25 protein-coding genes are annotated in these 26,745 nt (G+C 67.6%); 17 read left to right on the top strand and 8 right to left on the bottom strand.

All coding sequences use genetic code 11. The features are described from left to right. The first annotated feature begins 3 nt into the window (after positions 1–3). Positions 4–294 (top strand): hypothetical protein, encoded by a 291-nt coding sequence (locus GV161_RS27555; RefSeq protein WP_152013893.1) that lies wholly within the window; start codon positions 4–6, stop codon positions 292–294. Positions 295–313: 19 nt separating this feature from the next. On the opposite strand, the gene GV161_RS27550 is transcribed toward GV161_RS27555, so the two are convergent. Then, positions 314–2,125, bottom strand: coding sequence for a monovalent cation:proton antiporter-2 (CPA2) family protein (locus tag GV161_RS27550; RefSeq protein ID WP_152013894.1), 1,812 nt, complete (start codon positions 2,123–2,125; stop codon positions 314–316). Positions 2,126–2,337: 212 nt separating this feature from the next. Here GV161_RS27550 and gnd point away from each other — a divergent pair, with 212 nt between their 5' ends. Beyond that, positions 2,338–3,324 (top strand): phosphogluconate dehydrogenase (NAD(+)-dependent, decarboxylating), encoded by a 987-nt coding sequence (gnd, locus tag GV161_RS27545; RefSeq protein WP_152013895.1) that lies wholly within the window; start codon positions 2,338–2,340, stop codon positions 3,322–3,324. 6 nt (positions 3,325–3,330) lie between these two features. After that, on the top strand, positions 3,331–3,858 hold the full coding sequence (locus GV161_RS27540; protein WP_244624004.1) for a gluconokinase: 528 nt from the start codon (positions 3,331–3,333) through the stop codon (positions 3,856–3,858). Positions 3,859–4,161: 303 nt separating this feature from the next. Here the strand turns inward: GV161_RS27540 and GV161_RS27535 are convergent, their stop codons facing one another. Next, entirely contained in the window at positions 4,162–4,821 is a 660-nt protein-coding gene (locus tag GV161_RS27535; RefSeq protein WP_152013896.1) for a Fe2+-dependent dioxygenase, read from the bottom strand. Between the two features lie 213 nt (positions 4,822–5,034). On the opposite strand from GV161_RS27535, the gene GV161_RS27530 reads away from it, so the two are divergent. From GV161_RS27530 to GV161_RS27520, 3 genes are all read left to right on the top strand, one after another. Next, positions 5,035–5,904 carry a hypothetical protein gene (locus GV161_RS27530; protein ID WP_152013897.1) on the top strand — a complete coding sequence of 290 codons (870 nt, stop codon included), beginning with the start codon at positions 5,035–5,037 and terminating at the stop codon, positions 5,902–5,904. Between the two features lie 11 nt (positions 5,905–5,915). Then, on the top strand, positions 5,916–7,271 hold the full coding sequence (locus tag GV161_RS27525; protein WP_152013898.1) for a cytochrome c peroxidase: 1,356 nt from the start codon (positions 5,916–5,918) through the stop codon (positions 7,269–7,271). Positions 7,272–7,392: 121 nt separating this feature from the next. Continuing rightward, a complete protein-coding gene (locus GV161_RS27520) occupies positions 7,393–8,922 on the top strand; it encodes an altronate dehydratase family protein (protein ID WP_152013899.1) in 1,530 nt (509 codons plus the stop codon). Between the two features lie 127 nt (positions 8,923–9,049). Here GV161_RS27520 and GV161_RS27515 read toward each other — a convergent pair whose 3' ends face one another. After that, on the bottom strand, positions 9,050–10,027 hold the full coding sequence (locus GV161_RS27515) for a VOC family protein (protein ID WP_152013900.1): 978 nt from the start codon (positions 10,025–10,027) through the stop codon (positions 9,050–9,052). 163 nt (positions 10,028–10,190) lie between these two features. On the opposite strand from GV161_RS27515, the gene GV161_RS27510 reads away from it, so the two are divergent. Further along, positions 10,191–10,583: a hypothetical protein gene (locus GV161_RS27510; protein WP_152013901.1), complete on the top strand. Its 393-nt coding sequence runs from the start codon at positions 10,191–10,193 to the stop codon at positions 10,581–10,583. A 12-nt stretch (positions 10,584–10,595) separates the two neighbouring features. Here the strand turns inward: GV161_RS27510 and GV161_RS27505 are convergent, their stop codons facing one another. Continuing rightward, positions 10,596–11,105 carry a MarR family transcriptional regulator gene (locus tag GV161_RS27505; RefSeq protein WP_244624006.1) on the bottom strand — a complete coding sequence of 170 codons (510 nt, stop codon included), beginning with the start codon at positions 11,103–11,105 and terminating at the stop codon, positions 10,596–10,598. Positions 11,106–11,192: 87 nt separating this feature from the next. On the opposite strand from GV161_RS27505, the gene GV161_RS27500 reads away from it, so the two are divergent. Both GV161_RS27500 and GV161_RS27495 read left to right on the top strand, forming a co-directional pair. After that, a complete protein-coding gene (locus GV161_RS27500; RefSeq protein ID WP_152013903.1) occupies positions 11,193–12,128 on the top strand; it encodes an alpha/beta fold hydrolase in 936 nt (311 codons plus the stop codon). Between the two features lie 47 nt (positions 12,129–12,175). Beyond that, the gene (locus tag GV161_RS27495) at positions 12,176–13,378 is read left to right on the top strand and encodes an ABC transporter substrate-binding protein (RefSeq protein WP_152013904.1); all 1,203 of its coding nucleotides are present in this window, start codon (positions 12,176–12,178) and stop codon (positions 13,376–13,378) included. 163 nt (positions 13,379–13,541) lie between these two features. Here GV161_RS27495 and GV161_RS27490 read toward each other — a convergent pair whose 3' ends face one another. Then, complete coding sequence (locus GV161_RS27490) at positions 13,542–14,726, bottom strand: aminotransferase (protein ID WP_152013905.1); 1,185 nt, start codon at positions 14,724–14,726, stop codon at positions 13,542–13,544. A 110-nt stretch (positions 14,727–14,836) separates the two neighbouring features. On the opposite strand from GV161_RS27490, the gene GV161_RS27485 reads away from it, so the two are divergent. Continuing rightward, positions 14,837–15,592 (top strand): Sir2 family NAD-dependent protein deacetylase, encoded by a 756-nt coding sequence (locus GV161_RS27485; protein WP_244624007.1) that lies wholly within the window; start codon positions 14,837–14,839, stop codon positions 15,590–15,592. A gap of 133 nt (positions 15,593–15,725) precedes the next feature. Here GV161_RS27485 and GV161_RS27480 read toward each other — a convergent pair whose 3' ends face one another. Both GV161_RS27480 and GV161_RS27475 read right to left on the bottom strand, forming a co-directional pair. After that, positions 15,726–16,358: a LysE family translocator gene (locus GV161_RS27480; RefSeq protein ID WP_152013906.1), complete on the bottom strand. Its 633-nt coding sequence runs from the start codon at positions 16,356–16,358 to the stop codon at positions 15,726–15,728. Between the two features lie 11 nt (positions 16,359–16,369). Further along, a complete protein-coding gene (locus GV161_RS27475) occupies positions 16,370–17,488 on the bottom strand; it encodes a mandelate racemase/muconate lactonizing enzyme family protein (protein WP_152013907.1) in 1,119 nt (372 codons plus the stop codon). Positions 17,489–17,690: 202 nt separating this feature from the next. Here GV161_RS27475 and GV161_RS27470 point away from each other — a divergent pair, with 202 nt between their 5' ends. The 3 genes from GV161_RS27470 to GV161_RS27460 all read left to right on the top strand — a co-directional run bounded on the left by GV161_RS27470 (position 17,691) and on the right by GV161_RS27460 (position 20,338). Continuing rightward, positions 17,691–18,302 carry a cold-shock protein gene (locus GV161_RS27470; protein WP_091828504.1) on the top strand — a complete coding sequence of 204 codons (612 nt, stop codon included), beginning with the start codon at positions 17,691–17,693 and terminating at the stop codon, positions 18,300–18,302. A gap of 216 nt (positions 18,303–18,518) precedes the next feature. Further along, positions 18,519–19,196 carry an HPP family protein gene (locus tag GV161_RS27465; RefSeq protein ID WP_159650461.1) on the top strand — a complete coding sequence of 226 codons (678 nt, stop codon included), beginning with the start codon at positions 18,519–18,521 and terminating at the stop codon, positions 19,194–19,196. A gap of 95 nt (positions 19,197–19,291) precedes the next feature. Further along, complete coding sequence (locus tag GV161_RS27460; RefSeq protein ID WP_152013909.1) at positions 19,292–20,338, top strand: HD domain-containing phosphohydrolase; 1,047 nt, start codon at positions 19,292–19,294, stop codon at positions 20,336–20,338. 3 nt (positions 20,339–20,341) lie between these two features. On the opposite strand, the gene GV161_RS27455 is transcribed toward GV161_RS27460, so the two are convergent. Next, a complete protein-coding gene (locus GV161_RS27455) occupies positions 20,342–20,692 on the bottom strand; it encodes an iron-sulfur cluster assembly accessory protein (protein WP_244624008.1) in 351 nt (116 codons plus the stop codon). Positions 20,693–20,778: 86 nt separating this feature from the next. Between GV161_RS27455 and GV161_RS27450 the strand changes: the two genes are divergently transcribed. The 4 genes from GV161_RS27450 (at position 20,779) to GV161_RS27435 (ending at position 26,712) form a co-directional block, all read left to right on the top strand. Then, entirely contained in the window at positions 20,779–22,020 is a 1,242-nt protein-coding gene (locus GV161_RS27450) for a deoxyguanosinetriphosphate triphosphohydrolase (protein WP_152013910.1), read from the top strand. Positions 22,021–22,053: 33 nt separating this feature from the next. Beyond that, positions 22,054–23,820: an arginine--tRNA ligase gene (gene argS / locus GV161_RS27445; RefSeq protein WP_152013911.1), complete on the top strand. Its 1,767-nt coding sequence runs from the start codon at positions 22,054–22,056 to the stop codon at positions 23,818–23,820. Positions 23,821–24,007: 187 nt separating this feature from the next. After that, on the top strand, positions 24,008–25,636 hold the full coding sequence (locus GV161_RS27440; RefSeq protein WP_152013912.1) for an SPOR domain-containing protein: 1,629 nt from the start codon (positions 24,008–24,010) through the stop codon (positions 25,634–25,636). Positions 25,637–25,773: 137 nt separating this feature from the next. Then, positions 25,774–26,712, top strand: coding sequence for an arginase family protein (locus tag GV161_RS27435; RefSeq protein ID WP_152013913.1), 939 nt, complete (start codon positions 25,774–25,776; stop codon positions 26,710–26,712). Positions 26,713–26,745 lie beyond the last annotated feature (33 nt).

Genomic DNA, 26,745 nt, shown 5'->3' with positions numbered 1-26,745 from the left:
GCCATGGAGGCGCTCGTCCTCTGTGAGATCGCGGCGGGGCGCGAGGATCTGCGCGAGGCCCTGCTCGCGCGGGTCGGCCGGCTCGGGCTGAACGGGCGGGCGAAGCTGAGCTTCGTCGCCCGCGACCGGGTGGAGCCGGGCAATGTCGTCATCGCGGTCGGCTTTCCAGATCCGGCCAGCGCCGAGCGCTTCGCTGCCGAGGCCGTTGGCGATGGGCTTGCTTCGGCCGATGTCAGGCTGCTCGCGGTTGAGCCCACCTGGCAGGCCGAGCCGCTGCCGCTGATGTTTCCCTGACAGAGGTCGGCGCCGGGCCTTACGGTCTGGCGCCGGCTGCGTCTGGCAGGTCGCCCATGACTGTACCTGTGGCCTTCGGCTTGGTCAGCGGGGCCGGGGTCGGCTGGTTGCCATGGACCAGGTCCTGGCCGGCATGGATGTCGCTCGCGACTTGGAGATCGAGGCGCTCGGCATCGCGACGGCGGACATCCTCGACGATCTCGGCAGCTTCCTCCTCCGGCACGCCAAGTGCGCGCAAGACCTCGCCGCCGAAGACCATGGCGGATTCGAAGGTCTCACGGATCTGGTAGTCGACGCCGGCGCGGATCAGGTCCATCGAATGGCCGCGGTCGAAGGCGCGCACGAACAATTTGGCATGCGGGAATTCGGCCTGCGCGACGCGCACGATCGCATTGGCCGTCTCGCGCTTCTCGACGCAGACCAGGATCGCCTCGGCCTGATGGGCGCCCGAGGCGTGCAGGATGTCGGCCCGGGTGCCGTCGCCGTAATAGACCTTGAAGCCGAAGGTGGCGGCGGCCTGGATCATCTCCACATCGGTCTCGATCAGCGAGATGCTGCAGCCACGGGCGAGCAAAGCCTGGCTCGCGACCTGGCCGAAGCGGCCGAAGCCGACGACGAGGATGCGGCCCTTCAGGCCCTCGGCATGTTCGACGCCGTCCAGCGATTCCTGCTCAGGCGGCATGAAGCGGTCGATGGCGAGCACGACCAGTGGCGTCAGCGCCATCGACAGGATCACGATCGCGCTGGCGATGGCATTGATGCGCGCGTCGAAAATGCCGGCGGCCGCGGCGGCGCTGTAGAGCACGAAGGCGAACTCGCCGCCCTGCGAGAACAGCGCGACGCGGGTGATCGCATTGCGCGTGCGGGTGCGAAACAGCTTGGCGACGATGAAGATGCCGGCCGCCTTGACCAGCATGAAGGCGGCGACGCCGAGCGCGACTGCCCGCCATTCCTGGCCGATCAGCTTGAGGTCGAGCGACATGCCGACGGCGAGGAAGAACATGCCGAGGAGAAGGCCGCGGAAGGGCTCGATATCGGCTTCGAGCTGATGGCGGAAGGTCGATTCCGACAAGAGCACGCCGGCGAGGAAGGCCCCCATCGCCATCGACAGGCCACCGAGCTGCATCGCCAGCGCCGAACCGAGCACGACCAGCAGCGCCGCGCCGGTCATCACCTCGCGGGCCTGCGCGTTGGCAAGCAACCGGAACATCGGGTTGAGCAGCCATTTACCGGCGACGACGAGGCCGACGAGCGAGCCCGCGCCGATCAGCAGCGGCATGATCCCGCCGCTGTCCGCCGCCTTGGACGGGGCCAGAACGGCGACGACGGCGAGCAAGGGGACGATGGCGAGATCCTCGAGCAAGAGGATCGAGACCGCCTGCTGGCCCTGCGGCGTCGAGGCTTCGCCGCGTTCGTTCAGCATCTGCATCACGACCGCGGTGGAGGACAAAACGAAGCCCATGCCGGCGATGAAGGCGGCTGCGGGCGGAAGGCCGGCGAGAACGCCGACCCCGGTCAGCAGCGCGCCGCAGAGCCCGACCTGGGCGACGCCGAGGCCGAAGATCTCGCCGCGCAGGTTCCAGAGTCGCGAGGGCTGCATCTCCAGCCCGATGATGAACAGGAACATGACGACCCCGAACTCGGCGACGTGGAGCACGCTTTCGGGATTGGAGAACAGGCCGATGCCGGAGGGGCCGATGACGAGGCCACCGGCGAAATAGCCGAGCACAGAGCCGAGCTTGAGCTTCCGGAAGATCGGCACCGCGATGACGCCGGCGCCCAGAAGCCCGACGGCCTGAACCAGATCCTGAGAGAAACCCTCCGCCGCCATAACGCTCCCTTTGCCTGCCTTCGCTGTGGATATCCGTGCCTTCAAAACAGAAGGCGTCGGGGCGGTTTAGGCAAGCTTTCGCTCGACCGCCAGAGCGCCCGGACAACACGATGCAGCTAGCGTGCCGGTCGGCCAACGCTTGCCGGCCGGCTGCCATCGGGGCATTTAGCATCGCTAAAGCCGGCTCTCTGCCGGCAGCAGGAGCGTTCGCTATGCAGCTTGGAGTGGTCGGCCTCGGCCGCATGGGAGCCAATATCGTCCGGCGGCTGCACCGCGCAGGGCACCAATGCGTGGTCTATGACCGCGATCCGAAGCCGGGCGAGGCGCTGGCGAAGGACGGCGCCGTCAATGTCGGCGATCTCAAGGAGATGGTGGCGAAGCTTCAGGCGCCGCGCGCGATCTGGATCATGCTGCCGGCCGGCGAGATCACCGAGACGACGCTCGCTGACCTCGCGGCGATGATGAGCCCCGGCGACACGCTGATCGATGGCGGCAACGCCTTCTGGAAGGACGATGTCCGGCGCGGGCGCGAGCTCGAAGCCAAGGGCCTGCACTATCTCGACATCGGCACGTCCGGCGGCGTGCACGGGCTCGATCGCGGCTATTGCCTGATGATCGGCGGCGACAAGGCGACCTTCGACCGGCTGGAGCCGATCTTCCAGGCGCTCGCGCCGGGCAAGGGCGGGATCGAGCCGACCAGGCATCGCGAGGGGCGCAATCCGACGGCCGAGCAGGGCTATCTGCATTGCGGCCCGGCGGGTGCCGGCCATTTCGTCAAGATGATCCATAACGGCATCGAGTACGGGATGATGCAGGCCTTCGCCGAGGGCTTCGACCTCCTGCGCAACGCCTCGGCCAAGGACGGCTTGCCGGAAGAATACGGCTTCGACTTCGACGTCGCGGAGATCGCCGAGGTCTGGCGGCGCGGCTCGGTCGTGACCTCCTGGCTGCTCGACCTGACCGCCGAGGCACTCGCGGCCGACGAGGAACTCGGCGCCTATTCCGGCCATGTCTCGGATTCGGGCGAGGGGCGCTGGACGGTGCAGGCGGCGATCGAGACCGCGACGCCGGCCGAAGTGCTGACCTCCTCGCTCTACACCCGCTTCCGCTCGCGCAAGGACCATACCTTCGCCGAGAAGATCCTCTCCGCCATGCGTGCCGGCTTCGGCGGCCATGTCGAGCCGAAGAAGCAGGGCTGAGCGAGCATGACCTCTGCCAATGGCGCCGGGAAATCGGCGGTGATCGTCGTGATGGGTGTGGCGAGCTCGGGCAAGACCTCGCTCGGCGAGCGGCTGGCCGAGCGGCTCGGCTGGCCGTTCCGCGATGCCGACTCATTCCATCCGCCGGAGAATGTCGCGAAGATGTCGGCCAGCATTCCGCTGACCGACGAGGACCGCAAGCCTTGGCTGGCAGCGATCGCGGCCTGGATCGACGATCTGCGCACCAGCGGCGGCAACGGCATCGTCACCTGCTCGGCGCTGAAGAAGGCCTATCGCGATGTGATCGTGGGACATCGGCCGGACGTGACGCTGGTCTATCTCAAGGGCTCGCGCGAACTGATCGGCCAGCGCATGGCCGCCCGCCAGCACCATTTCATGCCGCCGGCCCTGCTCGACAGCCAGTTCGCGACTCTGGAGGAGCCGGGCGCCGACGAGAAGCCGCTCGTCGTCCAGGTCGAGGCGAGCAGGGAGGCGATCGTCGAGCAGGTGGTGCGGGAGCTGCGGCTGGGCTAGCCGCCCGGCGGCGCGCTGTCCCGCGAGGTCAGCGCCGCGATGTCCCGGGCGCGGTGGCGCGGCCTGAGCGAGGCCATGAGGAGCCCCATCCTGTGCCGAAGATATGCCAGGACCAGCGGCATCAGTGGCGCCTGCGAGCGATCGGCGGTGTGCACGGATGTCTCTCCGCTCACATGAGACGGGCATATCCCGTCCGATCGGCAGCCTGCGCCCGTCGAGCACTCGCTGCAAGCGCGCATTGCGTGCAGTTCGTTCTATGGCGTTCGAACGAACGCGGGAGGAGGTGACCTGGGCGCTGATGCCTCAGTCTTCCGCCCACATCCGGATCAGGTTGGCGAGCGATTTTGACAAGAGGTCGAACTCGGCGGTCTTGCCTTCGCGCGTGAACAGGGCCCGCCGGGTGCGGTCGAGGTCGAACAGAATCTCGCGCTGGCCGCCATCGCGGATGAAGCTGCGAGCCCAGCCGACTGCGGCGAGGCGCTCGCCCGCCGTCACCGGCGCGACATGGTGGAGGCTCGTCGAGGGGTAGGCGATCAGCGAGCCGGCCGGCAGCTTGATCCGCTCGTCGCCGGAGGTTCCTTCGATCACCAGTTCGCCGCCCTCATAGCTCTCGGGCGCGGCGAGGAAGAGGGTGAAGGAGATATCGGTGCGTAGGCCGCCCATCAGCGCATCGTCGACATGGCTGCCATAGGCGTGGCCGGGCTCGTAGCGGCTGAACAGCAAAGGCGTCAGCGCCTTCGGCCGCACGGCGGCGGCGAAGACCTCATTGGCGAGGATGCGCTCGGCGAGCTTCTGCCTGAGCGCCTCGCTGCGTGCGCCCAGCACCGCCTGGCGGTTGTTCTTGACCAGCTTCGCGTTCCAGCCGGCGGTGCCGCTTCCATCCTCGAAGCGGATCGCGGCGAGCTCGGCGCGGGCCTCGTCGACTTCGGCAGGGGTGAGGACATTGCCGATCGGCAGGATCATGACGGGACCTTCACAAGAGCTCGCTCATCATGCGGTGGCGGTACAGGCGCTGTCCATCGCGAGCACCTTCAGAGTTCGGCTTAAGTCTCTTTAGAACAACTATAATCAAGCTTTCGATCTGACCTCTTTCCTTGACTGCCCGGGAATTCGGGCTCATGCCGCTGCGACGATTTTGCGGGCCAAGTTGTGCCGGCCCGATGACAGGAGGCCGCGATGAAGACCACCAGCAAACTCTGGCTCGGCCTCGGCACCGTGATCGCCGCTGGCACAGGCCTGGCGGGCGCCGATCTGGGCCAGGTCGCGGCGGCTCCCGGCTTGCGTCAAGGCGACGGTATCCAGCTGGCGCAGCATGCGGCCGGCAGCCATGGCGCGCCGGCGACGCCTGCCAAGGGGCAGGGTGGCGAAGGCGGAGAGGGTGGTGAAGGTGGCAAGGCCGATGCGCTCGCCCCGAACCTGAAATTCGCACGCTCCATTGCCCTGATCCGCGGCCATCTGCTGGTCGGCGACGAGTTGGTGCGCCAGGGCCGATTCGGCGAGGCGCTGCCGCATTTCCTGCATCCTGCCGAAGAGATTTATGGCGGCATCAAGGGCGATCTTGCCACCTACAAGGTTCGTTCCTTCGAGGCGGCGCTGAAGGCGCTGGCGCAGACGGTCAAGGCCAAGAAGAAGGAGGCCTATGACGGCGCGCTCAAGCAGGTGCAGGAGCGGCTCGCCGAGGCCGATGTCGGCCTGCGGGCAGCGGAGCAGAACTGGGCGCGCTTCTCGGTCGAGACCGCGCTGGAGACGCTGAAGGTCGCGGCCGACGAATATGGCAATGCGATCGAGAAGGGCCGTATCGCCAAGGCGGTGGAGTACCAGGACTCGCGCGGCTTCGTCTGGCAGGCCGAGGCGATGGTCGAGGCGGTCGCAGGTGATCTCCAGGCCAAGGATGCCGAGGCGCTCAAGGAAATCCGCGGCGCGCTCGCGAATCTCAAGAAGGCCTGGCCGGCTGCCGTGGCGCCGAAGAAGCCGGTCAAGGACGCCAGTGACGTTCTCTCCGACATTGCCCGCGTCGAGCTGCAGGCCGGGAACTTCCTGCGCTGAGGCGAAAAGCCTTGGCCATCGTCACCCCGATCGATACGAAGCGGTCGCCGTCGCTGCCCAAGGCGTTCCTCGCCGGCATGCTGGCGGCGGCGCTCGCGCTGACCGGTGGCTCGCAGGCGCAGGAACAGGCGCCGGGGGCAGGCGAGGCGGCCCTAGCAGCCTTGAAGGCGCTCTATCGTCGCCCGGATGGCGTGCCGTTTCCCGAGGCCAATCCGCCGACGCCGGCCAAGCTCGCGCTCGGCAAACGGCTTTTCGCCGATCCCGCCCTGTCGGTGAATGGCACGGTCGCCTGCACGAGCTGCCATGATCCGGCCCTTGGTTTCACGGATGGCGTGCAGATCGGCCGCGGCGTCGCGAAGAAGCCGCTCGTCCGGCACACGCCGCATCTGTGGAACCTCGCCTGGGGTGCCGCCTTTTTCTGGGATGGACGGGCGCGCACGCTCGAAGAGCAGGTGCGCGGGCCGATCGAAGACCCGCTCGAAATGGGCGAGAGCCTGCCCCGCCTCGCCGGCAAGCTCGGGCGTGACCGCTCCTATCGCAAGGCCTTCGCCGAGGCGTTTCCCGAGCATCCACAGGTCGGCCCGGACCAGATTGCCGCCGCGCTCGCGACCCATGTCCGCAGCCTGGTCTCGCCGAAGACGCGCTTCGATGCCTGGGCGGAGGGCAATGAGGCGGCGCTGACTGCCGAGGAGAAGGCCGGTTTCGCGCTCTTCAACGGCAAGGCCGGCTGCAGCAACTGCCATTCCGGCTGGGCCTTCACCGACCGGGCCTTCCACGATATCGGCCTCCCCGGCAATGACCTGGGCCGCGGCAAGCTCATCGGCCTTCCGGCGGCTGACCATGCCTTCCAGACACCGTCGCTACGGGAGCTCGCCTGGACCGCGCCCTATATGCATGACGGCTCGCTGGCGACGCTAGACGCGGTGCTCGACCACTACGACCATGGCGTCATCCAGCGCCCGAGCCTGTCGCCCGACCTCAAGCGGGTGACACTGACGGAGCCGGAGCGGACAGCGCTGCTCGCCTTTCTCGCGACCTTATCGAGCGAGAACCCGCCGGTGCCGGCGCCCTTGGTCGCGGCGGGACCTGCCGCTCCGCCGGCCGCGCGCGAAGGCACGGTGATCTCGCAGAAGGACAAGCTGTTCCAGCCCTCGGCCGTTCGCGTGCATGCCGGGCAGAGCCTGACGATCGTCAACGACGATGTCCGCACCCATAATGTCCGCCTCGACACCGGGCCGCAGAAATTCAATTCCGGCGCGCAGGAGCCGGGCCAGTCTGTGACGCTGCCCTTCGCGCGGCCGGGGCGCTACGAGCTCTATTGCGGCATCCATCCGGCGATGCGGCTGGACGTTTCGGTCGAGCGCTAGCGGCACTTGCCTGCCCGGCGCGGGCCGCAACTCAGCTCCTAGTTTCAACCGATTGAAAAAAGGCCGCAATCAGAGCATTGCTTAGGGGAGGCGGGGGAGCCGCCGATCCCAAGGTATCATCATGCTCGACAAAGCCGTTCCGCCGCGCACGCTGAAGCTCAATGCCGCCGACAACGTCGCGGTCGCCGTCGATCCGATCGATATCGGTGTCAGCGCAGCCGGGGTCACCGCGCTGAAGCGTATCCCGCGCGGCCACAAGATCGCGCTGACCCGGATCGCCAAGGACGAGCCGATCCGCAAGTTCGGGCAGATCATCGGCTTCGCCACGCTCGACATCCCGCCCGGCGAATGGGTGCATGAGCACAATACCGGCTTCCACGCCTTCGAGCGCGACTATGCCTATGCCGCCGAGGCGAAGACGGAGTTTGTGCTGCCGGTCGAGCAGCGGGCGACCTTCGAGGGCTTTCGCCGCAAGGCCGGCAATGCCGGCACGCGCAACTATGTCGGCATCCTGACCTCGGTGAACTGCTCGGCCTCGGCCGCGCGCTTCATGGCCGAGGAGGTCAAGCGCTCGGGCATCCTCGCCGATTATCCCAATGTCGACGGCGTCATCGCGCTGACGCACGGTACCGGCTGCGGCATCGACTACAATGGCGAGAGCTTCGAGGTGCTGAAGCGCACCACCTGGGGCTATGCCTGCAACCCGAACATGGCGGCGGTGCTGGTCGTCGGCCTCGGCTGCGAGGGCTTCCAGATCAAGCGGATGAAGGAAGCCTATGGCGTCGAGGAGAGCGACGTCTTCCGGACGCTGACCATCCAGGAAACCGGCGGGACCCGGAAGGCCGTCGCGGCCGGGATCGAGGCGCTGAAGGTGATGCTGCCGATCGCCAACCAGGCCAAGCGCGAGACCGTGCCGGCGTCCGAACTGATGCTCGCTTTGCAGTGCGGCGGCTCGGACGGCTATTCCGGCATCACCGCCAATCCGGCGCTCGGCAAGGCGGTCGACCTCCTGGTCGAGCATGGCGGTACCGCGATTCTCTCCGAGACGCCGGAAATCTACGGTGCCGAGCACCTGCTCACCCGCCGCGCCGCCACCCGCGAGGTCGGCGAGAAGCTCGTCGGCATCATCAAGTGGTGGGAGGACTACACCGAGCGCGCCCGGATGAGCATGAACAACAACCCCTCGCCGGGCAACAAGGCGGGTGGTTTGACCACTATCCTGGAAAAGTCGCTCGGCGCCGCCGCCAAGGGCGGCACCAAGACGCTGGCCGCGGTCTACCACTATGCCGAGCCGGTGCGGAGCAAGGGCTTCGTCTACATGGACACGCCCGGCTACGATCCTGTTTCGGCGACGGGGCAGGTCGCCGGCGGCGCCAACATCCTCGCCTTCACCACCGGCCGCGGCTCGGCCTATGGCTGCAAGCCGACGCCCTCGGTCAAGCTCGCAACCAACACGCCGATGTATCTGAAGCAGACCGACGACATGGACCTCAATTGCGGCGATGTCCTCGACGGCGTGACGCTGGAGGAGAAGGGCAAGGAGATCTTCGATTACCTGCTGAAGATCGCCTCGGGCGAGAAGTCGAAGTCCGAAGAGATGGGCTATGGCGATGCCGAGTTCGTGCCCTGGCAGATCGGCGCGACGATGTGAGAAGCGCCTTCGGGCGCAACGGATACCTTCTTCGTCATGGTCGGGCTGGTCCCGACCATCCACGTCTTCGCTAGTCGAGTGTGGTGTTCAAGACGTGGATGCTCGCCACAAGGGCGAGCAAGACGGTTCAGGCTACGCCCACCAGCCTGAGCCGCGTCCCCCACGGGTCGGTGCTCTCGAAACCGCGTGCCACAGTCGTCGGCGCGTAACCCGCCTTGGCCATCCGCTCGCGCTGCGTCGCCAGCAGAGCGGGATCGGCGACTTCCAGCGAGAACCAGTCGAGGCCGGTCTGGGCCCGGTCGCGCGACCCGGCGCCGGCGCTGTTCCAGGTGTTGAGCGCGACATGGTGGTGATAGCGCCCGGATGAGAGGAAGCTCGCCGTGTCGCGGCGCGAGGTCGAATCGAGGCCGATCGCGTCGCGATAAAAGGCCTCCGACTGAGCGATGTCGCCGACACGCAGATGCATGTGGCCGATGCGCAGCCCGGCGGGGGCGTCGCGGTAGTCGCTGCGGCTGGTGTCGGTGAGACCAAGGATTCCGTCGACGTCGAGCCGGTGCGTGCCCATCACGACGCGCTCGCCCTCCCAGCGCCAGAGGTGCGGGTCGCGGTCGGCGTAGACCTCGATGCCGTTGCCTTCGGGATCGTCGAGATAGACCGCTTCGCTGACGCTGTGGTCGGCGAAGCCGGTGAGCGGCGTCTGGTTGTGCGCGACATGGACGAGCCAGCGGGCGAGATCATGCCGGGACGGCATCAGGAAAGCGGTGTGGAACAGGCCGGCGGCATGGCGCGGCTCGTACTGCGCCTGCGGTCGCGGCTCCATCCAGACCAGCGGCACGTTGCCGGTGCCGAGCACGACGCCATCGGCACTGGCCGAGATCACGCCGAGGCCGAGCACGGACTGGTAGTAGCGGCTCATCCGGTCGAGATCGCGGACGCGCAGGCCGATCGCGCCGCAGCGGATCGGTGCGCTGCCGGCAAGGCCCGTTGCCGAGCCTGCCCCGGCTGGCGCCGGCCCCTCCGCCTGCGCAGCCGCGGCGGCGGCCATGGCGAGCGAGGTGGCGCCGGCGAGCTGAAGCAGGGTCCGCCTCGTCAATGCGATCGTCATCGTCACCAGTTCCGGTCGCGGCGCATTGCCGCTGCGGCCGTGCAGAGCATTCTTCGCGGCGGCATGCATGTCACAAGCGCGCGAGGGGCAAAACCCGCTCAGGCGGTCGCAATGCAGCCGCGCCGGCTTTCGTCCGGTGCTTCCACCGATAAGAAAACGGATTATGCGCAACTTTCTGATGGTCACCTTGCCCCGTGTCGCCCTCGGCCTGCTCTTCCTCGTCAGCGCGGTCGACGGCTTCTGGTGGCTCGCCACCGGCACTCACCTGATCCACCCGCCGACTTCCGAACGCGGACTCGTCTTCGAGGCTGCACTGCAGAACTCCGGCTTCTTCTGGCCCTTCCTCAAGGCGGTGAACCTCGCCGGGGGCCTGAGCCTGCTGCTCAACGTCGTGCCGGCGCTCGGGCTCGCCTTGATCGCGCCGGTGATGGCGGTGATCGTGCTGTTCCACTTCGCCATCAACCCGGCCGGCATTCCGGTCGCGATCATCCTGATCGTGACGGGCGGGCTCCTGGTCTATGCCTATCGCGAGCGTTACGCGGCGTTGCTGCGCTGAGGCATCCGGGCCTCAGAGATCCGAGGCGAAGCCCCATTGCGGGACATGGGCGGCGAGCTTGTCGAGCAGCCGCCCGAGCTGGGTCCGCTCGTCGCCCGACAGGCAATCGAGCATCGCCTGCTCCCTGGCCTTGAGGGTCGGGATGTAACGCTTGTAGAGGGCGCGGCCTTCCGGCGTCAGGAAGAGGAGCTGGCGGCGGCTGTCGGCCTTGTCGGGCTCGCGGCGGATCAGCGCCTTCTTCTCGAGCAGGATCACGGCGCGGCTGACGCTTGCCTTGAGATGGCCGGAAAACTCGCAGAACTCGCTGGCGCTGGCGCCGTCGCGCACGGTCAGGAAGATCAGGATGACGATCTCCGGCCGGGTCAGCCCGAACTCCATCTCGATCGCCCGGAAGGAGGGCTCGCGATAGAAGTTCAGGATGTAGCCGATCTTGTAGGCGGTCGGGATCGCGGTGCCGTCGAGGATGGCGCGCCGCTGCCCGGCGTCGAGCTCGCCAGCATCGTCCTGTGGGATTAGTCTCACATTAGACTTTTTTGTTGCGCGCGCCATGAGCCGGTCCTAGCATCCTCGCTAAGGAATGGCACGGTTTTGCCGTGCCGGGAGGAGGCGATGGACCAGGCTGGTGCCACAAGGCGGCAGGCGCTTCCGAGCGCGCCGCAGCGGCAATGCTTCTATTCGGGCACGGATGCCCATCCGATCTATGTCGACCGACTTGGGGCGCCTCAGCCCGGGCGGTTGCCGATCGTCCTCGTCCATGGCGGCGGCCATACCGGCGCCTGCTATCTGGCGACTCCCGATGGCCGGCCCGGCTGGGCGCCTGTCTTCGCCGCTGGCCGCGAGGTCTTCGTGCCGGACTGGCCGGGCCATGGCCGCTCGCCGATGCGGCCGGACTTTGCCACTCTGTCGAGCGTCGAGATCGCGACCAGCCTGCAGCGCCTGCTGGAGGAGATCGGCCCGGCAGTGCTGCTGGTACATTCAGCGAGCGGACCGATGGCCTGGTGGATCGCCGAGCAGAGCCCGAAGGCGGTCGCGGCGATCGTCGGCGTCGCACCCGGCGGGCCGGCCAATCTCCTGCCGGTGCTGCCCGACGACGCCGAAGCGGTGGCCAAGCTCAAGGAAGATGAGAGCCTGGGCTGCCCCGTCCGGGTCGAGGAAGACAAGCCGCTCTTCATCCCGCCCGAGTTCATGCGGGCCTATTGGGCCAATTCCGAGCGCTTTCCGCAGCAGGCCTTCGAGGCCTATCGGCGCTCGATCGTGCCCGAGAGCGCCCGCCTGATGAACGAACGCTTCAACATCGGCGGCAAGGGTCTGCGCATCGCCGACCCGGCCAATCTGGCCAAATTGCCGATCCTGATCGTCACCGGCGACAGCGATCCGCGTCATCTGCGCGCGGTCGACGAGGCGACGGCGCAATACCTCGGTGCCGAGTTCGCCTGGCTGCCGGAACGCGGCATCGCCGGCAACGGCCATATGCCGATGTGCGAGGACAACAGCGACGAGATCGCGGCCCTGATCGTCGCCTGGCTGGAGGCAAAGGGTCTTTGAAGCTCGAACCGGCGGTACTGCCGGACGATAGCTCGGGAGGAATGTTCATGCGGTCGCTTCTCGCAGGCGGCGCCCTGATGGCGCTCGCCGCTCTGCCGGCGCTGGCCCAGGTCAGCGACGACGTCGTCAAGATCGGCGTGCTCACCGATATGGCCGGCGTCACCGCCGATATCGGCGGCAAGGGCTCGGTTATCGCGGCCGAACTGGCGGTGAAGGAGTTCGGTGCGAGCGTGCTCGGCAAGCCGATCCAGATCGTCGCCGCCGACCATCAGCACAAGGCCGATCTCGGCACTTCGATCGCCCGGCAATGGTTCGACATCGACAAGGTCGACGCCGTCGTCGACGTGCCCAATTCCGCCGTGGCGCTGGCACTGCAGTCGCTCGCCCGCGAGAAGAAGCGCATCGTGATGTATTCCGGCGCCGGCACCACGGCGCTGACCAATGAACAGTGCTCGCCCTACGGCTTCCACTGGACCTACGACACCTATGGCGTCGCCCGTGGCACCGCTTCGGCCGTGGTCAAGGCCGGTGGCACCTCCTGGTTCATGCTGGCCTCCGACTACGCCTTCGGCCACCAGCTGCAGAAGGACGCGACCGATGTGGTCGAGGCCAATGGCGGCAAGGTCGTCGGCGCGGTGCGCCACCCCCTGAACAATGCCGATTTCTCCTCCTTCCTGCTGCGGGCGCAATCCTCCGGCGCCAAGGTGATCGGCATCGCCAATGCCGGCAACGACACGGTCAATGCGATCAAGCAAGCCGGCGAGTTCGGGCTGGCCGAGCAGGGGCAGAACTTGGCGGCGCTGATCTTCTTCCTGCAGGACGTGCACAGCCTCGGCCTCAAGGCGACGCAGGGCACCTACCTCACCACCGCCTCCTATTGGGACCTCGACGAGCCCTCGCGCGCCTGGTCGAAGCAATTTCTGGAAAGGGCCGGGATGATGCCATCCATGCTGCATGCCGGCGTCTATGGCTCGGTGCTGCACTATCTCAAGGCGATCAAGCAGGCCGGCACCGACGATCCCGACAAGGTCGCCGCCGCGATGAGCGCCATGCCGATCAACGACGCGTTCACAAAGGACGCCAAGATCCGCGCCGATGGCCGGGTGCTGCGCGAGATGTATCTCGCCCGGGTCAAGAAGCCCGCGGATTCGAAGGGGCCGTGGGACTATTTCGAGATCGTGCGCAAGATCGCGCCCGAGGAGACGGTCTGGCCGCTGAGTGAGAGCAAATGTCCGGCGGCGAAGGGGTGAGTTTCCCTTGATACAATACGCGCGGGTCGTCCCGGGCGACCGGAGGGAGACCCGGGACCCATGCCGGAGCCTTGATCGGTGAGGCTCAGGAATGGATCCCGGATCTCCGCTTCGCTGCGTCCGGGATGACAGCGTGGTGTATGTCGAGGCTTAGCTTCCGTGCTTAGAGCGCAAAACCCTTCAGCCGCTCGCCGAGCGCGGCGATGCGCTCGGCTGCGACATTGGCGATCGCGATGCGCAAGTGCTGCTCCTGGCCGGGGCCGAAATAGGGGCCTGGGAGGGCCAGCACGCCGCGCTCCTGCACCAGCCGGCGGGCGACCTCTGCCGCCGGCACGCCCTCGAACGGATGGGCGACATAGGCGAAATAGGCGCCCGCCGCGAGGACGTTCCAGCCGTTCAGCGGCGCGATCGCCTGGTGGAAGAGCGCGGCGCGGGAGTTCATCTCGGCGCGGTTGGCCTGCCGCCAGGACCTGATGCCGTCGATGCCCCAGGCGACGGCGCTCTGGCCGGCACGGACCGGGCTGATCTGGACGCAGTCGAGCACCTTGCCGATCTGGGCGAGCGCCGCTTCGCCGGCGGTGATCGCGCCCAGCCGCCAGCCCGGCACGGCATAAGCCTTGGAGAAGCTGTAGAGGCCGATCAGCGAATCCTGCCAGCCGCTTGCGGCGAAGAGCTCATGCGGGCCGTCGGCGCCCTCGGGCAGGAAGTCGCGATAGGTCTCGTCGAGGACCAGCCAGATCTTTCGCTTGCGGCAGAGCGCGGCGAAGGCGGCGATGGTCGCGGGCGGGTAGACGGCGCCGGTCGGGTTGTTCGGCGTCACCAGCACGATGGCGCGGGTGCGCTCGTCGATCAGAGCCTCCGCCACCTCGGCATCCGGCACGAAGCCGCGCTGCGGATCGCAGGGCAGCGGGCGCGGCTCGACGCCGAGCATGTTCAGCGTCATCTCGTGGTTGAAATACCACGGCGTCGGCAGCAGCACATTGTCGCCGGCGCGGGCGAGCGCCATCATCACGGTGACATAGGCCTGATTGCAGCCGGCAGTGATCGCGATCTCCTGCGGCCGGATCGCTCCGCCATAGAAGGCGCTGCTCTCGGCCGCATAGGTCTCGCGCAGGATCTCGTCACCGGCGATCGGCCCATAGCGCGTGCTTTCGGGCGTGGCTGCCGCCTCGGCGAGGCGTTCGAGCAGGGCGGCGGGCGGTGGCGAGCCCGGCACGGCCTGCGACAGGTCGATCAGTGGGCCATTGCCGCCGGCATAGCCGCGAGCCCAGGCCTTCGCCTCGGGGATCGGCGGGGTCGCGGTATCGATGAGGTCGGGATTGAGCGGGGCGGGAGAGGACGCGGACATAGCTGAGCTTTGCGGCGCGTTTCTTTCGGCGTCAACGGCTTCGCCGACGGGGCTGGAGCGCGGCACGCCCAAGCCCCATATTCGAACTGCAACAGGACGAGGCTGGCGGCATGGACGACGAGACTCAGGACGCGATCGAGGAACTGCACGCCATGCTCGACCGCGCCCGAGTGATCGTGCCGTTCACCGGGGCGGGGATCTCGACCGAATCGGGCGTGCCGGATTTCCGTTCGCCGGGCTCGCCCTGGATGCGCAACAAGCCGATCCCGTTCGAGGCTTTCCTCGCCAGCCGCGAGGCGCGGATCGAGGCCTGGCGGCGCAAATTCGCGATGGACGACCATTATCGCGATGCGAGGCCCAATCGCGGCCACCGGGCGCTGGCGACTCTGGTGGCGGAAGGGCGCTCCCCCGGCGTGATCACCCAGAACATCGACGGGCTGCACCAGGCCTCGGGCATCGCCGAGGATGGCGTGATCGAGCTGCACGGCAACGGCACCTACGCCACCTGCCTGACCTGCGGCTGGCGCCACGAGCTCGCTACGATCCGGGCTGCGTTCGAGGCGAGCGGCGAGCCGGCCGCCTGCATGATGTGTGCAGGCATCGTAAAGACGGCGACGATCTCCTTCGGCCAGCAGATGCCGCAGCAGCCGATGCTGCGGGCGCATGAGCTGACGATGTCTGCCGACCTCTATCTCGTCGCCGGCTCCTCGCTCGTCGTCTTCCCGGCCGCGACCTTCCCGGTGATCGCCAAGCGTAATGGCGCCAAGCTCGTCATCCTCAACCGGGAACCGACCGATCTCGACCCGATCGCCGATCTCGTCGTGCGCAGCGAGATCGGCCCAGTGCTGGCGCGACTGGCGAACTGAGGACGGGCATTGAGGCTTCCCGTCATTGCGAGGAGCGTTAGCGACGAAGCAATCCAGGGGCGGAAGTGCTCTACGTCCCCCTGGATTGCTTCGCTGCGCTCGCAATGACGACTTGCTGTCGTGCGCCTGCTGTTCAGTCACGCGAGGCGAAGGCGAGTCGCACAGCCAGCCCGCCGAAGACCACGCCGAGGATGCGCTGCGGCCACAGCGCCAGATGGGGACGGCTGGCGATGGCGCGGCCGAGCCGGCTCGCCGTCAGGATGACGATCCCGTTCGCGATCAATCCCATGACGTTGAGGATCGTCGCCAGCACCACGACCTGGAGCAGGAGCGAGCCGGCCTCCGGCTTCAGGAACTGCGGGAGCAGCGCCAGCATGAACAGGGCCATCTTCGGATTGAGCAGATTGGTCAGCAGCCCTTGCAGGAAGATCTGGCGCAGCGGGAAGCGCGCGGCATCCGCCGTCGGCGCGAACAATGTCGCGGGCGAGCGGAGGGTCTTCCAGGCGAGATAAGCCAGATAGGCGGCACCGGCCCAGCGCAGCGCGTCATAGGCGGCCGGCACGAGCAGGAAGAGCTGCGACAGGCCGTAGGCGGCGGCGAGCGCCTGGAGATAGCTGCCGGTGGCGATGCCGGCATAGGTCATGAAGCCGGCGGCGCGGCCCTGGCTCATGCTGCGCGAGGCGATCAGCAGCATGTCGGGGCCTGGCGTCGCCGTCAGCACGGCGCAGGCGGCGGTGAACAGAGCGAGCGTGGTGAGATCAAGCATGGCGGTGCCCTTCAGGCCAGAGGCTTGGAAAAGCGGGCGAAGGCGTCCTTCGTCGGCGTGGTGCCGGCCCCGGGCTGCTGCGGGCGCAGGAAGCAGCCGTCGGCGACATTGGCGGGCTCGACGAAGGCGTCCTTGATCCAGGGGATGTATTCGAGCACCGGCGTCGCCGGATGCCAGTAGGCGAGATGGACATGAACCTGACTCATCTCGCCGGCATGAGGCGCGACCGGCAGGCGATGGGCCAGGGCCAGCTCGGCAACCTGGATGTATTCGGTGATGCCGCCGAGGCGGGTGACGTCGGGCTGGACATAGTGGATCGCGCCGGCCTGCACGAAGGCGCGGAAGGCGTCGAGCGTATAGAGCTGCTCGCCGAGCGCGACGGGAATGGAGGTCGAGCGGGCGAGCTCGGCATGCGAACCGATATCGTCGTACCAGAGCGGCTCCTCGAACCAGAACAGGTCGAGTGCCTCGGCGCGGGCGCAGAAGCGCTTGCAGGTCGGCAGGTCCCATTTGCCGTTGCCGTCGACCGCGATGGTGACATGGTCGCCGACAGCGCGGCGGACCGCTTCGAGCCGGCCGATATCGGTCATCGGATCGGCATGGCCGACCTTGATCTTGATGCGGTGGAAGCCGTCGCGCTCGACTGCCATGCGTGCGCCCTCGACCAGCTCGTCCTTGGGGATCGAGAGCCAGCCGATGTCGGTATTGTAGGCTTCGAGCTTGGTCTTGCTGGCGCCGCCGAGCAGATGCCAGAGCGGCAGGCCCGCCTTTTTCGCCTTGAGATCCCAGAGCGCGACATCGACGGCGGCCAGAGCGAGCTGGGTGATGCCGGCGCGGCCGACCCATTGCAGCGCCGGGTGGCGGGCGAGCTTCAGCCAGAGCCGCGAATGCTCCGATGCATCCTCGCCCATAAGCAGCGGCGCGTAGCAATCGCGGATGCACGATGTGATCAGCCGGTCGGAGGCGAGATCGGCATGGGTGCCGGTGAAGCCGTAGCCGGTGAGCCCGTCCTCGCTGACGATCTTCGTGCCGACCACGCCCCAATGGCTGATCCGATGGGTCGAGTCGGCGATCGAGCCGCCGGTGACCGGGATATGGAGGATGAAGGGCTCGATACGGGCGATGCGCATGACGGTGCTCCGGCTCTTGCCTGCGACTCTTGGACCGATCATCGACCTGATGCACGGAAGCGACAAGGCGCAGCTTTCGGCGGCCTTACACGCGCTTTGCGCATGCTGATGATGTGGATGAGCGGGAAGCGGCTGTTTCCCGGCTTCGTCGGGGTGCTATCGTCACGTCACGAATCACGTTCGCGGCGGAGATGAGCGGAACATGTCCGACGAATACGGCGACGGAGGCAGGCCACCGGTCGGCCCGCTGCAATCGCTCAACCGGATCGTGCGACTGGACGGGCCTGAGACGATTGCCGAGCAGGTGGTCGAGATCATCGGCCACGTCAAATGGTTCGATGTGAGCAAAGGCTACGGCTTCGTGGTGCCACAGGATGGCGGCAGCGATGTCCTGGTCCATGTCACCACCCTGAAACGCGACGGCTTCCATGCCATCGCCGAGGGCGCGCGCATCGTGCTCGAGGCGGTTGCCAAGGCGCGTGGTCGCCAGGCCACGCGGGTGCTTTCGATCGACACCTCCGCGGCGCGCCATCCGGCCGAGATGCCGATGCCGCGCACCAATGCGACGGTGACGCCGACGAGCGGGCTGGAGCGCATGGTGGTGAAGTGGTTCAACCGCCTGCGCGGCTTCGGTTTCGTCTCGGCCGGCGAGGGCGCGCCCGACATCTTCGTCCATATGGAGACGCTGCGCCGCTACGGCATCGTCGAGCTGATTCCGGGGCAGACCGTGCTGGTGCGCTATGGGCCTGGACCGAAGGGGCTGATGGCGGCAGAGATCCGGTTCGAGCAGGGCGGGCCGCCCAGTTCGCACTGAGAAAAACTCTCTCCGAAAGGGCGCCTTCGGGCGCCTTTTTTGTTGTGTTGCAGGTGGCTGCGGAGACTGACTTAGGTAATTCACGTCATCTGTTGTGAATATGGTATTTTGCCGTTGAATTGTGCGTAATGCGCATGATAGAGGCAGCTCGTGATTGATTTTGGAGCACGCTCCGCTTGGCTGATGGCGGGCGGGACGAGCTCCGGAGAGCCTGCCGTGAAGCTGTTCCATCCGATCCTCGCGGGCGCGACGCTGGCCGAGCGCGCCGTCGCCTGTGCCGGCGTCTTCGCCGCGATCGCGCTCACGGCGGCGGCTGGATATGTCTTCCCGACCAACTCGCCGCTGGTGGTGGCGCCGATCGGCGCGTCGGCCGTGCTGGTCTTCGTCGTGCCGGCGAGCCCGCTGGCGCAGCCCTGGCCGGTGGTCGGCGGCAATGTGATCTCGGCGCTGGTCGGGCTCGCGGTCGGCTGGGCCGTGCCGGACCTGACCATTGCGGCGGCGCTTGCCGTGGCCCTCGCCATCGCGACCATGTCGCTGACGCGCTCTCTGCACCCGCCGGGCGGGGCGGTCGCGCTGACGGCCGTGCTTGGCGGTCCCGCCGTGATGAAATGGGGGCTGTTGTTTCCCTTCGTGCCGATCGGGCTGTGCTCGCTGTCCCTGGTCGCACTCGGCGTCGCCTTCCATAGCCTGACCTGGCGCAGCTACCCGCATCGGTCGCAGGCAGCCGGGACTGTCGTCTCGCAGGCCGCGGCACCGGCGATGTTCAGCGCGCCAGATATCGACGAGGCGCTGGTGCAGATGGGCGAATCCTTCGACATCGCGCGCGAGGATCTCGACCGATTGCTGCAGTATGCCGAGGCGAGCGCGATGCGGCGGCAGGCTCGGAGTTCGTGATCTCAGCCGTTTCTGAACGGAAACGGCGAATTTGAGCGAATCGATTTCACCCGACCTGAAGGGACCCGCGGCTAGGGTGACCTCGTTATGAGGACATGCCGATTGCCGTGCTGCTGATCACCGACCGTCCGGAAGAGAGCCAGAAGCTCGAGCGACTGCTGTCGCTTTGGGGGCCTTGCGGTGTCGTCGACCTGCATCGTCCGGCGAAAGGCGGGCCGATGCCGGCGCGACTGCTCGTCAGCGATGTCGATCTGTCGAACCGCGTCGCGGTCGAGGCCGTCCGTGATCGGGTCGCGGCACACCGGCGCAAGGGAATGCCCTTTCTCTGCCTGCTGCGGGACCAATCTCCGCGCCTGACGATCCAGGCCAATGCGATCGGCGCGAGCGCCATCCTGCCGGCAGGCCTTCCGGCAAAGACTCTGCTCGACGAGATCGGCCGCATTCTCAATCCTGGAGGATACGGCGCGATCCAGCAGAACTTCATTGCGGCATCCGCCGGCATGGCCGACATGCTTTCGGCTGCCGCCGAAGGTCGGGCCTTGCCGGTGGCAGCCATCGAGGGCAGCGTCGAGGCGATCAACCGCGCTGCCGACGATCGCGATCTCGGCGCCTGGCTCGAGATGGTCTGGAACCATGACGATGCAACCTATCAGCACTGTCTGCTGGTGGCAGGTCTTGTCGCGGCTTTCGCGCGGGAACTCGGTTTTCCCGAAGAGGCGCGCAAGCAGGTCACCAGCGCCGCCGTCTTGCACGACATCGGCAAGGCACGCGTTCCGCTCGCGATCCTGCACAAGGCCGGCAAGCTGACGACGGAGGAGCTCGCGATCATGCGTGAGCACCCGCAGATCGGCTATGAGATGCTGTTGCGGCAGGGAGCCTTCGCCCGCGAGGTCGTCGAGGCCGCGCGCAGCCATCATGAATATCTCGACGGCACCGGCTATCCGCAGGGGCTGAAGGCGCACGAGATCTCGGACGTCGTCCGGATGGTCACGATCTGCGACATCTATGCCGCGCTGATCGAACGACGCCCCTACAAGGCGCCGATGGCGCCGCAGGAAGCCTATGCCATGCTGGCCGGGATGGGCGCCAAGCTCGATGGCGACCTGCTGCGGGCATTCCGGGCCATGGTGCTGCCGGGCTGAGATTCAGAGCGCGAAGGACGTGCCGCAGCCGCAGGAGCTGGTCGCGTTCGGGTTGATGATCCTGAAGGATTGACCGACGAGATCGTCGACGAAATCGATGGTCGAGCCGTCGAGCAGCTCAAGCGAGGTTTCGTCGATCAGCACGGTAGCGCCGTCGCGCTCCAGCACGAGATCTCCGTCGGCCTTCTCACGGTCGATATCGAAGACATACTGGAATCCCGAGCAGCCGCCGCCGGCGACGCTGACGCGCAGCATCGAGCCCGGTGCCTCGCTCGCCATCACCGCGAGGATACGGCTCGCAGCCTTGTCGGTCAGCGAGATCGCGTGCGGCTTGGCTTCGATCGCCATGGTCATGCGCAGAACATCCTTGCTCCTGCCTCGATTGCAAAGGTAATGGCGCAGGCGCATCGCTTCAAGCCGCGCCTGCCCCAGGGGCTGCTATGCCGCAAGCACACGAGAACACCATAGCCCAGACGCGCGAGCCCGGCGATCGCTGGCGCGCGGTCTACGCCTGCCGGACCGCGACGAGTCGCGGCCGGCTGGTCGAGGAACCCGGCTCGGCGACGCGCAATCCGTTCCAGCGCGACCGCGACCGGATCATCCACTCGACCGCCTTCCGCCGGCTGAAGCACAAGACCCAGGTCTTCGTCTCGCATGAGGGCGACCATTTCCGCACGCGCCTGACCCACACGATCGAGGTGGCGCAGATCGCCCGCGCTCTGGCCCGCGCGCTCGGGCTCGACGAGGACTTGGCCGAGGCGCTGGCGCTGGCCCACGATCTCGGTCACACGCCCTTCGGCCATACCGGCGAGGACGCGCTCGACGAATGCATGGCCGGTTTCGGCGGCTTCGACCACAACGCCCAGACACTGCGGATCGTCACCCGGCTGGAGCGGCGCTATGCCGGCTTCGACGGGCTCAACCTGACGTGGGAGACGCTGGAGGGGCTGGTCAAGCACAACGGCCCGCTGCTCGATCCCGACGGCAAGCCGACCGAGCGCTATGCCAAGACCGGCATTCCGGTCGCGATTCTCGAATACCAGGAGAAGCAGGATCTCTGGCTGGGTAGTCATGCCTCGGCCGAGGCGCAGGTCGCGGCGCTCGCCGACGACATCGCCTATAACGCGCACGACATCGATGACGGCCTGCGGGCCGGGCTGTTCGATCTCTCCGAATTGCGCGCGGTGCCGTTCCTCGCCGGACTTCTCGACGAGATCGACGCCTTGCATCCCGGGCTGGAGCGCCCGCGCGCGATCAACGAAATGGTGCGCCGGGTGATCACGCGCTTCGTCGAGGATGTGATCCGCGAATCCGAGGCGCGCATCGCGGCGCTGGCGCCGGTGGATGCCGACGCGATCAGGCGGGCCGGCGCGCAGGTCGTGGCCTTCTCGTCGGCGATGGTTGCGGCCGACAAGGCGATCAAGGGCTTCCTCTATCCCAACATGTATCGCCATCCGCGCATCGGTGTGATCCGCACGGAGGCGGCCGACATCGTCCGCGACCTGTTTGTGCGCTTCCAGGCGCAGCCGCAGGCCATGCCGGCCGAATGGGCGGCCGGATGTGACGAGCTCGACGAGGCGCGGCTGGCACGCCGGGTTTCCGACTACATCGCCGGCATGACCGATTCCTACGCGCTCGACGAGCACCGGCGCCTGTTTGACGCCACCCCGTCGCTGCGATAGGGCCGGGCGCTTCCTTACGCATTCTTGGTCGCCATGAACATTTTCGAGACTTTCTCCGCACGCCTCGCCACCGTCCTTGCCGGACTGGCTGAAACCGGCCGCCTCCCGGCCGGGCTGTCGCTGGCGCGCGTCGTGGTCGAGCCGACCAAGGATCCGGCTCATGGCGATCTCGCGATCAACGCCGCCATGGTGCTGGCCAAGGAGGCCGGCATGGCGCCGCGCGCTCTGGCCGAGCTGATCGTCGCCGAGCTCGCCAAGGATGGCGACGTACTCAAGGCCGAGATCGCCGGACCTGGATTCATCAACCTGACGCTGCAACCTGCTGTTTTCACAAAGGTTCTCAAGGCTGCTGTGTTGGCCGGCACCGAGCATGGCCGTGGTGCCGCCAAGGGCGAGCCCAGGATCAATGTCGAGTACGTCTCGGCCAATCCGACCGGGCCGATGCATGTCGGCCATGGCCGCGGCGCGGTGTTCGGTGATGCGCTGGCGAGCCTGCTCGCCTTCGCCGGGCACGACGTCACCCGCGAATACTACATCAACGATGCCGGTGCGCAGGTCGATGTGCTCGCCCGCTCCGCCTTCCTGCGCTACCGCGAGGCGCTGGGCGAGGATATCGGCGCGATCCCGGAAGGGCTCTATCCCGGCGACTATCTGGTCTCCGTCGGACAAGCGCTCGCCGAGCAACATGGCCCGTCGCTGCGCGACAAGCCCGAATGGGACTGGCTGCCGCTGGTGCGCCAGGCGGCGATCGATGGGATGATGGCGATGATCCGCGACGATCTCGCCGCGCTCGGTGTCGTCCATAGCCTCTTTTTCTCGGAGCGCTCGCTGCAGGGCCGCGACGGCAATTCCAACGCCGTGCACCAGACGATCGAGGATCTGCGCTCCCGTGACCTGGTCTATGAGGGCCGGCTGCCGCCGCCCAAGGGCCAGAAGGATGAGGACTGGGAGGATCGCGAGCAGACCCTGTTCCGTGCCACCAAGTTCGGCGACGACGTCGACCGGCCGCTGCTGAAATCGGATGGCAGCTACACCTATTTCGCCAACGACATCGCCTATCACCGCTCCAAGTTCACCCGCGGCTTCGCCGAGATGATCGACGTCTGGGGCGCCGATCATGGCGGCTACGTCAAGCGCATGCAGGCGGCGGTGAAGGCGGTGACGAACGGGGAGGGCGCGCTCGACGTCAAGCTCTGCCAACTGGTCCGCCTGCTGCGCAATGGCGAGCAGGTCCGGATGTCGAAGCGCTCCGGCGACTTCGTCACGCTGCGCGAGGTCATCGACGAGGTCGGCCGCGACGCGGTGCGCTTCATGATGATCTTCCGCAAGAACGATGCGACGCTCGACTTCGACCTCGCCAAGGTGGTCGAGCAGTCGAAGGACAATCCGGTCTTCTACGTCCAGTACGCGCATGCGCGCTGCGCCTCGATCTTCCGCCAGGCGGCCGAGGCTTTCCCGGACCTCGACCTTACGCCGCAGGCGCTGGCGCAGTCGGATCTCGGTTTGCTGACCGACGAGTCGGAGATCGGTATCGTCAAGATGATCGCGGCGTATCCGAGGATGATCGAAGCCGCGGCTTCGTCACACGAGCCCCATCGTGTCGCCTTTTTCGTGCACGACCTGGCCAGCGCCTTCCACTCGCTGTGGAACAAGGGCAAAGACTCGCCGCAATTACGGTTCGTTAATCAAACTGATCGAAAGTCGACATCGGCAAGATTGGCGTTCGTGCATGCGGTACGCAGCGTCCTTGCTTCCGGTCTGGCGGTCGTTGGGGTGACGGCGCCGGAGGAGATGCGCTGACGGGGTCCATCCCGGCGCATCGGGTGCTTTGCGGATCAGGATGATCCGGCCAGCGCCCGCCGGGTCCGATACGAAGGCGGTGTTGGCCGATATGCCGAAAGGCGGGTCGGCTGGGCTTTCGTCAGATTGACCGCGCTGTGGCGGCATCCTTTGATGGATGGCGGCATGCGCTGGAATGGATCATGTCATGAGCGAGCCAGCTAGAAACCGTTTCGCCCTCGATCTCGACGACCTCGAGCGCCAGCTGCGTGGAGCGGCCCAGCCGCAGAAGGCGGGCGCTGCCTCCGATCCGCTGATGGAGCTGACCCGTCTCGTCGGCCAGGACGATCCGTTGAAGGAGCTCTTCGCCGGCCGCCCCGCCGAGCAGGCGCGTCCCGCGGCCCCGGCTGCGCCGCAGCCCGCCTCCTGGTCCGGCAATCGGACCGAGCCCAGTTTCCAGCCGACGCTGGTCGCGACGCCGCCGGTGCAGCCGATCTCGCCGCCGGCCGATGTGCGCGGTGCGCTCGACGAGTTCGAAGCGCTGCTGCGCCGGACCGAGCCGGTGCGGACCACGCCGCAGCCTGTTGCGCAGGCACCCGCCGCGCCGGCGCATGATTATGACGAGCCGGAGCCGCTCCCGGTGCGCGCGCAACCCTATGCGATGCAGGACGGGCCACACGCCTATGTTCCCGAGCAGCCGCGCGATCTCGACGAGGCTGCCGGGCACAGCCATGTGCAGGCGCAGGCCTATGCTCCCCAGCCTGCACCCGACTATCATCAGGCTGCGCCGGACTATGACGCGCAGCATCAGGATGCCGAGGACGAGCATCGCGACTTCCGGCGCTCGCGGTCGCGCAAGGGCATGCTGACGGCGGCGGCGCTGGTCATCGTCGCGGTTGGCGGCGTCGGTGCCGCCATGGTCTTCCGCAATGGCAAGCCGGCTGGCGTCAACGGCCAGCCGCCGGTGATCGCGGCCGATACCGGCCCGTCCAAGGTCGCCCCCGTCAATCCGGGCGGCGCCGAGATCCCGAACCAGAACAAGCAGATCTATGAGCGCAGCGGCGACGCCAGCGCCGACAAGACCAAGGTGGTCAGCCGCGAGGAACAGCCCGTCGACGTGCAGCAGGCGGCGCGCTCCATGGCGCCGCGCCCGACGCAGGCCTCGAACGGCGCGATCACGCCGACCGACACCGCCGGCGCTGGCCTTGCTTCCGCCGAGCCCGGCCTGGTGCCGATCCCGGCCGTGCCGGGGCTTGGCGAGCCGCGCAAGGTCCGCACCGTCGCGATCCGCCCCGACGGCACGCCGGCGCCGGCCAATGCCACTGCGTCGAGCGCCCCGGGACAGGGCATCGTGACCGGCTCGGCTCCGTCGAATCGTCCGGCCTCGGCGACCCCGGCCCAGACCGCCCAGGCCGCCCCGCGTCCGCAGCAGCCGAGCGCGACGCCGGCCACGGCGCCGAAGACGCAGGAGCGCGCCGCCGCTCCGGCGGCTCCGCCGGCTGCCCAGACGCCCCTGGCCAACACCCGCACCGCCGCACTCGCACCGCAGCAGGCCGAGCCAGCTGCTACCGCGCCGCGGGCCGACCCGAATGGCGGCTTCGCCGTGCAGCTCGGCGCGCCGGGCAGCGAGGCCGAGGCGCGCGCCACCTTCGCGGCGCTACAGCGCAAATATCCCGGCCAGCTCAACGGCCAGAGCCCGATCGTGCGCAAGACCGAGCTCGCCGGTGGCAAGACGGTCTACCGCTTGCGCGTCGGCCCGTACTCCCGCGAGGATGCGAGCTCGATGTGCTCGGCGTTGCAGGCTGCCGGCGGGCAGTGCTTCATCGCCAAGAACTGAGCAGGCGCGGGCGGAGCCGAGGGTTCCGCCGCCGATAGAACCAAAGCCGGCCGCTATCGTCGCGGCCGGCTTTTGCTTGCGTGGGGCTTCGACGGCGGGGCAGGCTGGTCGGGATCTCCAGCGATGCAGGCTTCCAGATGTCCCCCCATCCAATTCCCGGCCGCGCCGCCGACCCACGCTTCCTCGATTGCGAGAGTTCGGTGCCTGAAGCCGTGCCGCATGGCGCCGTCGCGGTCATCGGCATTCCGGCCGCGACGCCCTATCGCTCCGGCCGTGCCCATAGCGAATCGGCGCCGGCCGCCATCCGCCGCGCCAGTGCGGCCCAGGTCGCCAAGCTCACGCATTACGATTTCGATCTTGGCGGGGCACTGCTGCCGGCGGGAGGGCGGCTGGCCGATTGCGGCGATCTCGGCTTCGATCCGGCCGACCTGCCCGGGAACCGTGCGCGAATCGCGGAGACCTATGCGACGCTGCTGGCGCGCGGTGCGGCGCCGCTCCTGCTCGGCGGCGACGACAGTGTCCAGATCCCGGCGCTCGGCGCCTTCGCGGCACGCGGCGAGATCACGATCCTGCAGGTCGATGCCCATATCGACTGGCGCGAGGAGGTCGAGGGCGAGCGCTTCGGCCTGTCGAGCACGATGCGGCGCGCCTCGGAGTTCGACGGCGTCAAGACGATCGTGCAGGTCGGCGCCCGCGGCACCGGCAGCGCCCGGCCCTCGGATGTGGCGGAGGCAAGGGCGGCCGGAGCGCAATTGATCGATATGAGCATCCTGCGGGCGAAGGGGATGGCACCGGCGATCGAGGCCGTTCCGCCGGGACGGCCGGTGGTGGTCTGCTTCGACGTCGACGGCTTCGACCCCGCCGTCGTGCCGGGCGTTCTCGGCCGCACGCCCGGCGGGCTTGCCTTCGGCGATGTCGTCACGCTGCTGAACGGCGTGGCAGAGCGGGCGCCGATCATCGGCTTCAACATCGTCGAATTCGTGCCGGAAGCCGATATCGACGGCCTCGGCACGCGCACGGTCTGCCGGCTGGCCATGCTCGGGGCCGGGCTGCTGGCCCGCAGCGCCGCGCGCTGAACCACATCCCCATGCCGCTGTGCAGGAATCCCG

Source organism: Bosea sp. 29B (assembly GCF_902506165.1).
Classification (GTDB): Bacteria; Pseudomonadota; Alphaproteobacteria; order Rhizobiales; family Beijerinckiaceae; genus Allobosea.
This window is presented reverse-complemented; position numbering and strand designations above follow the sequence as displayed.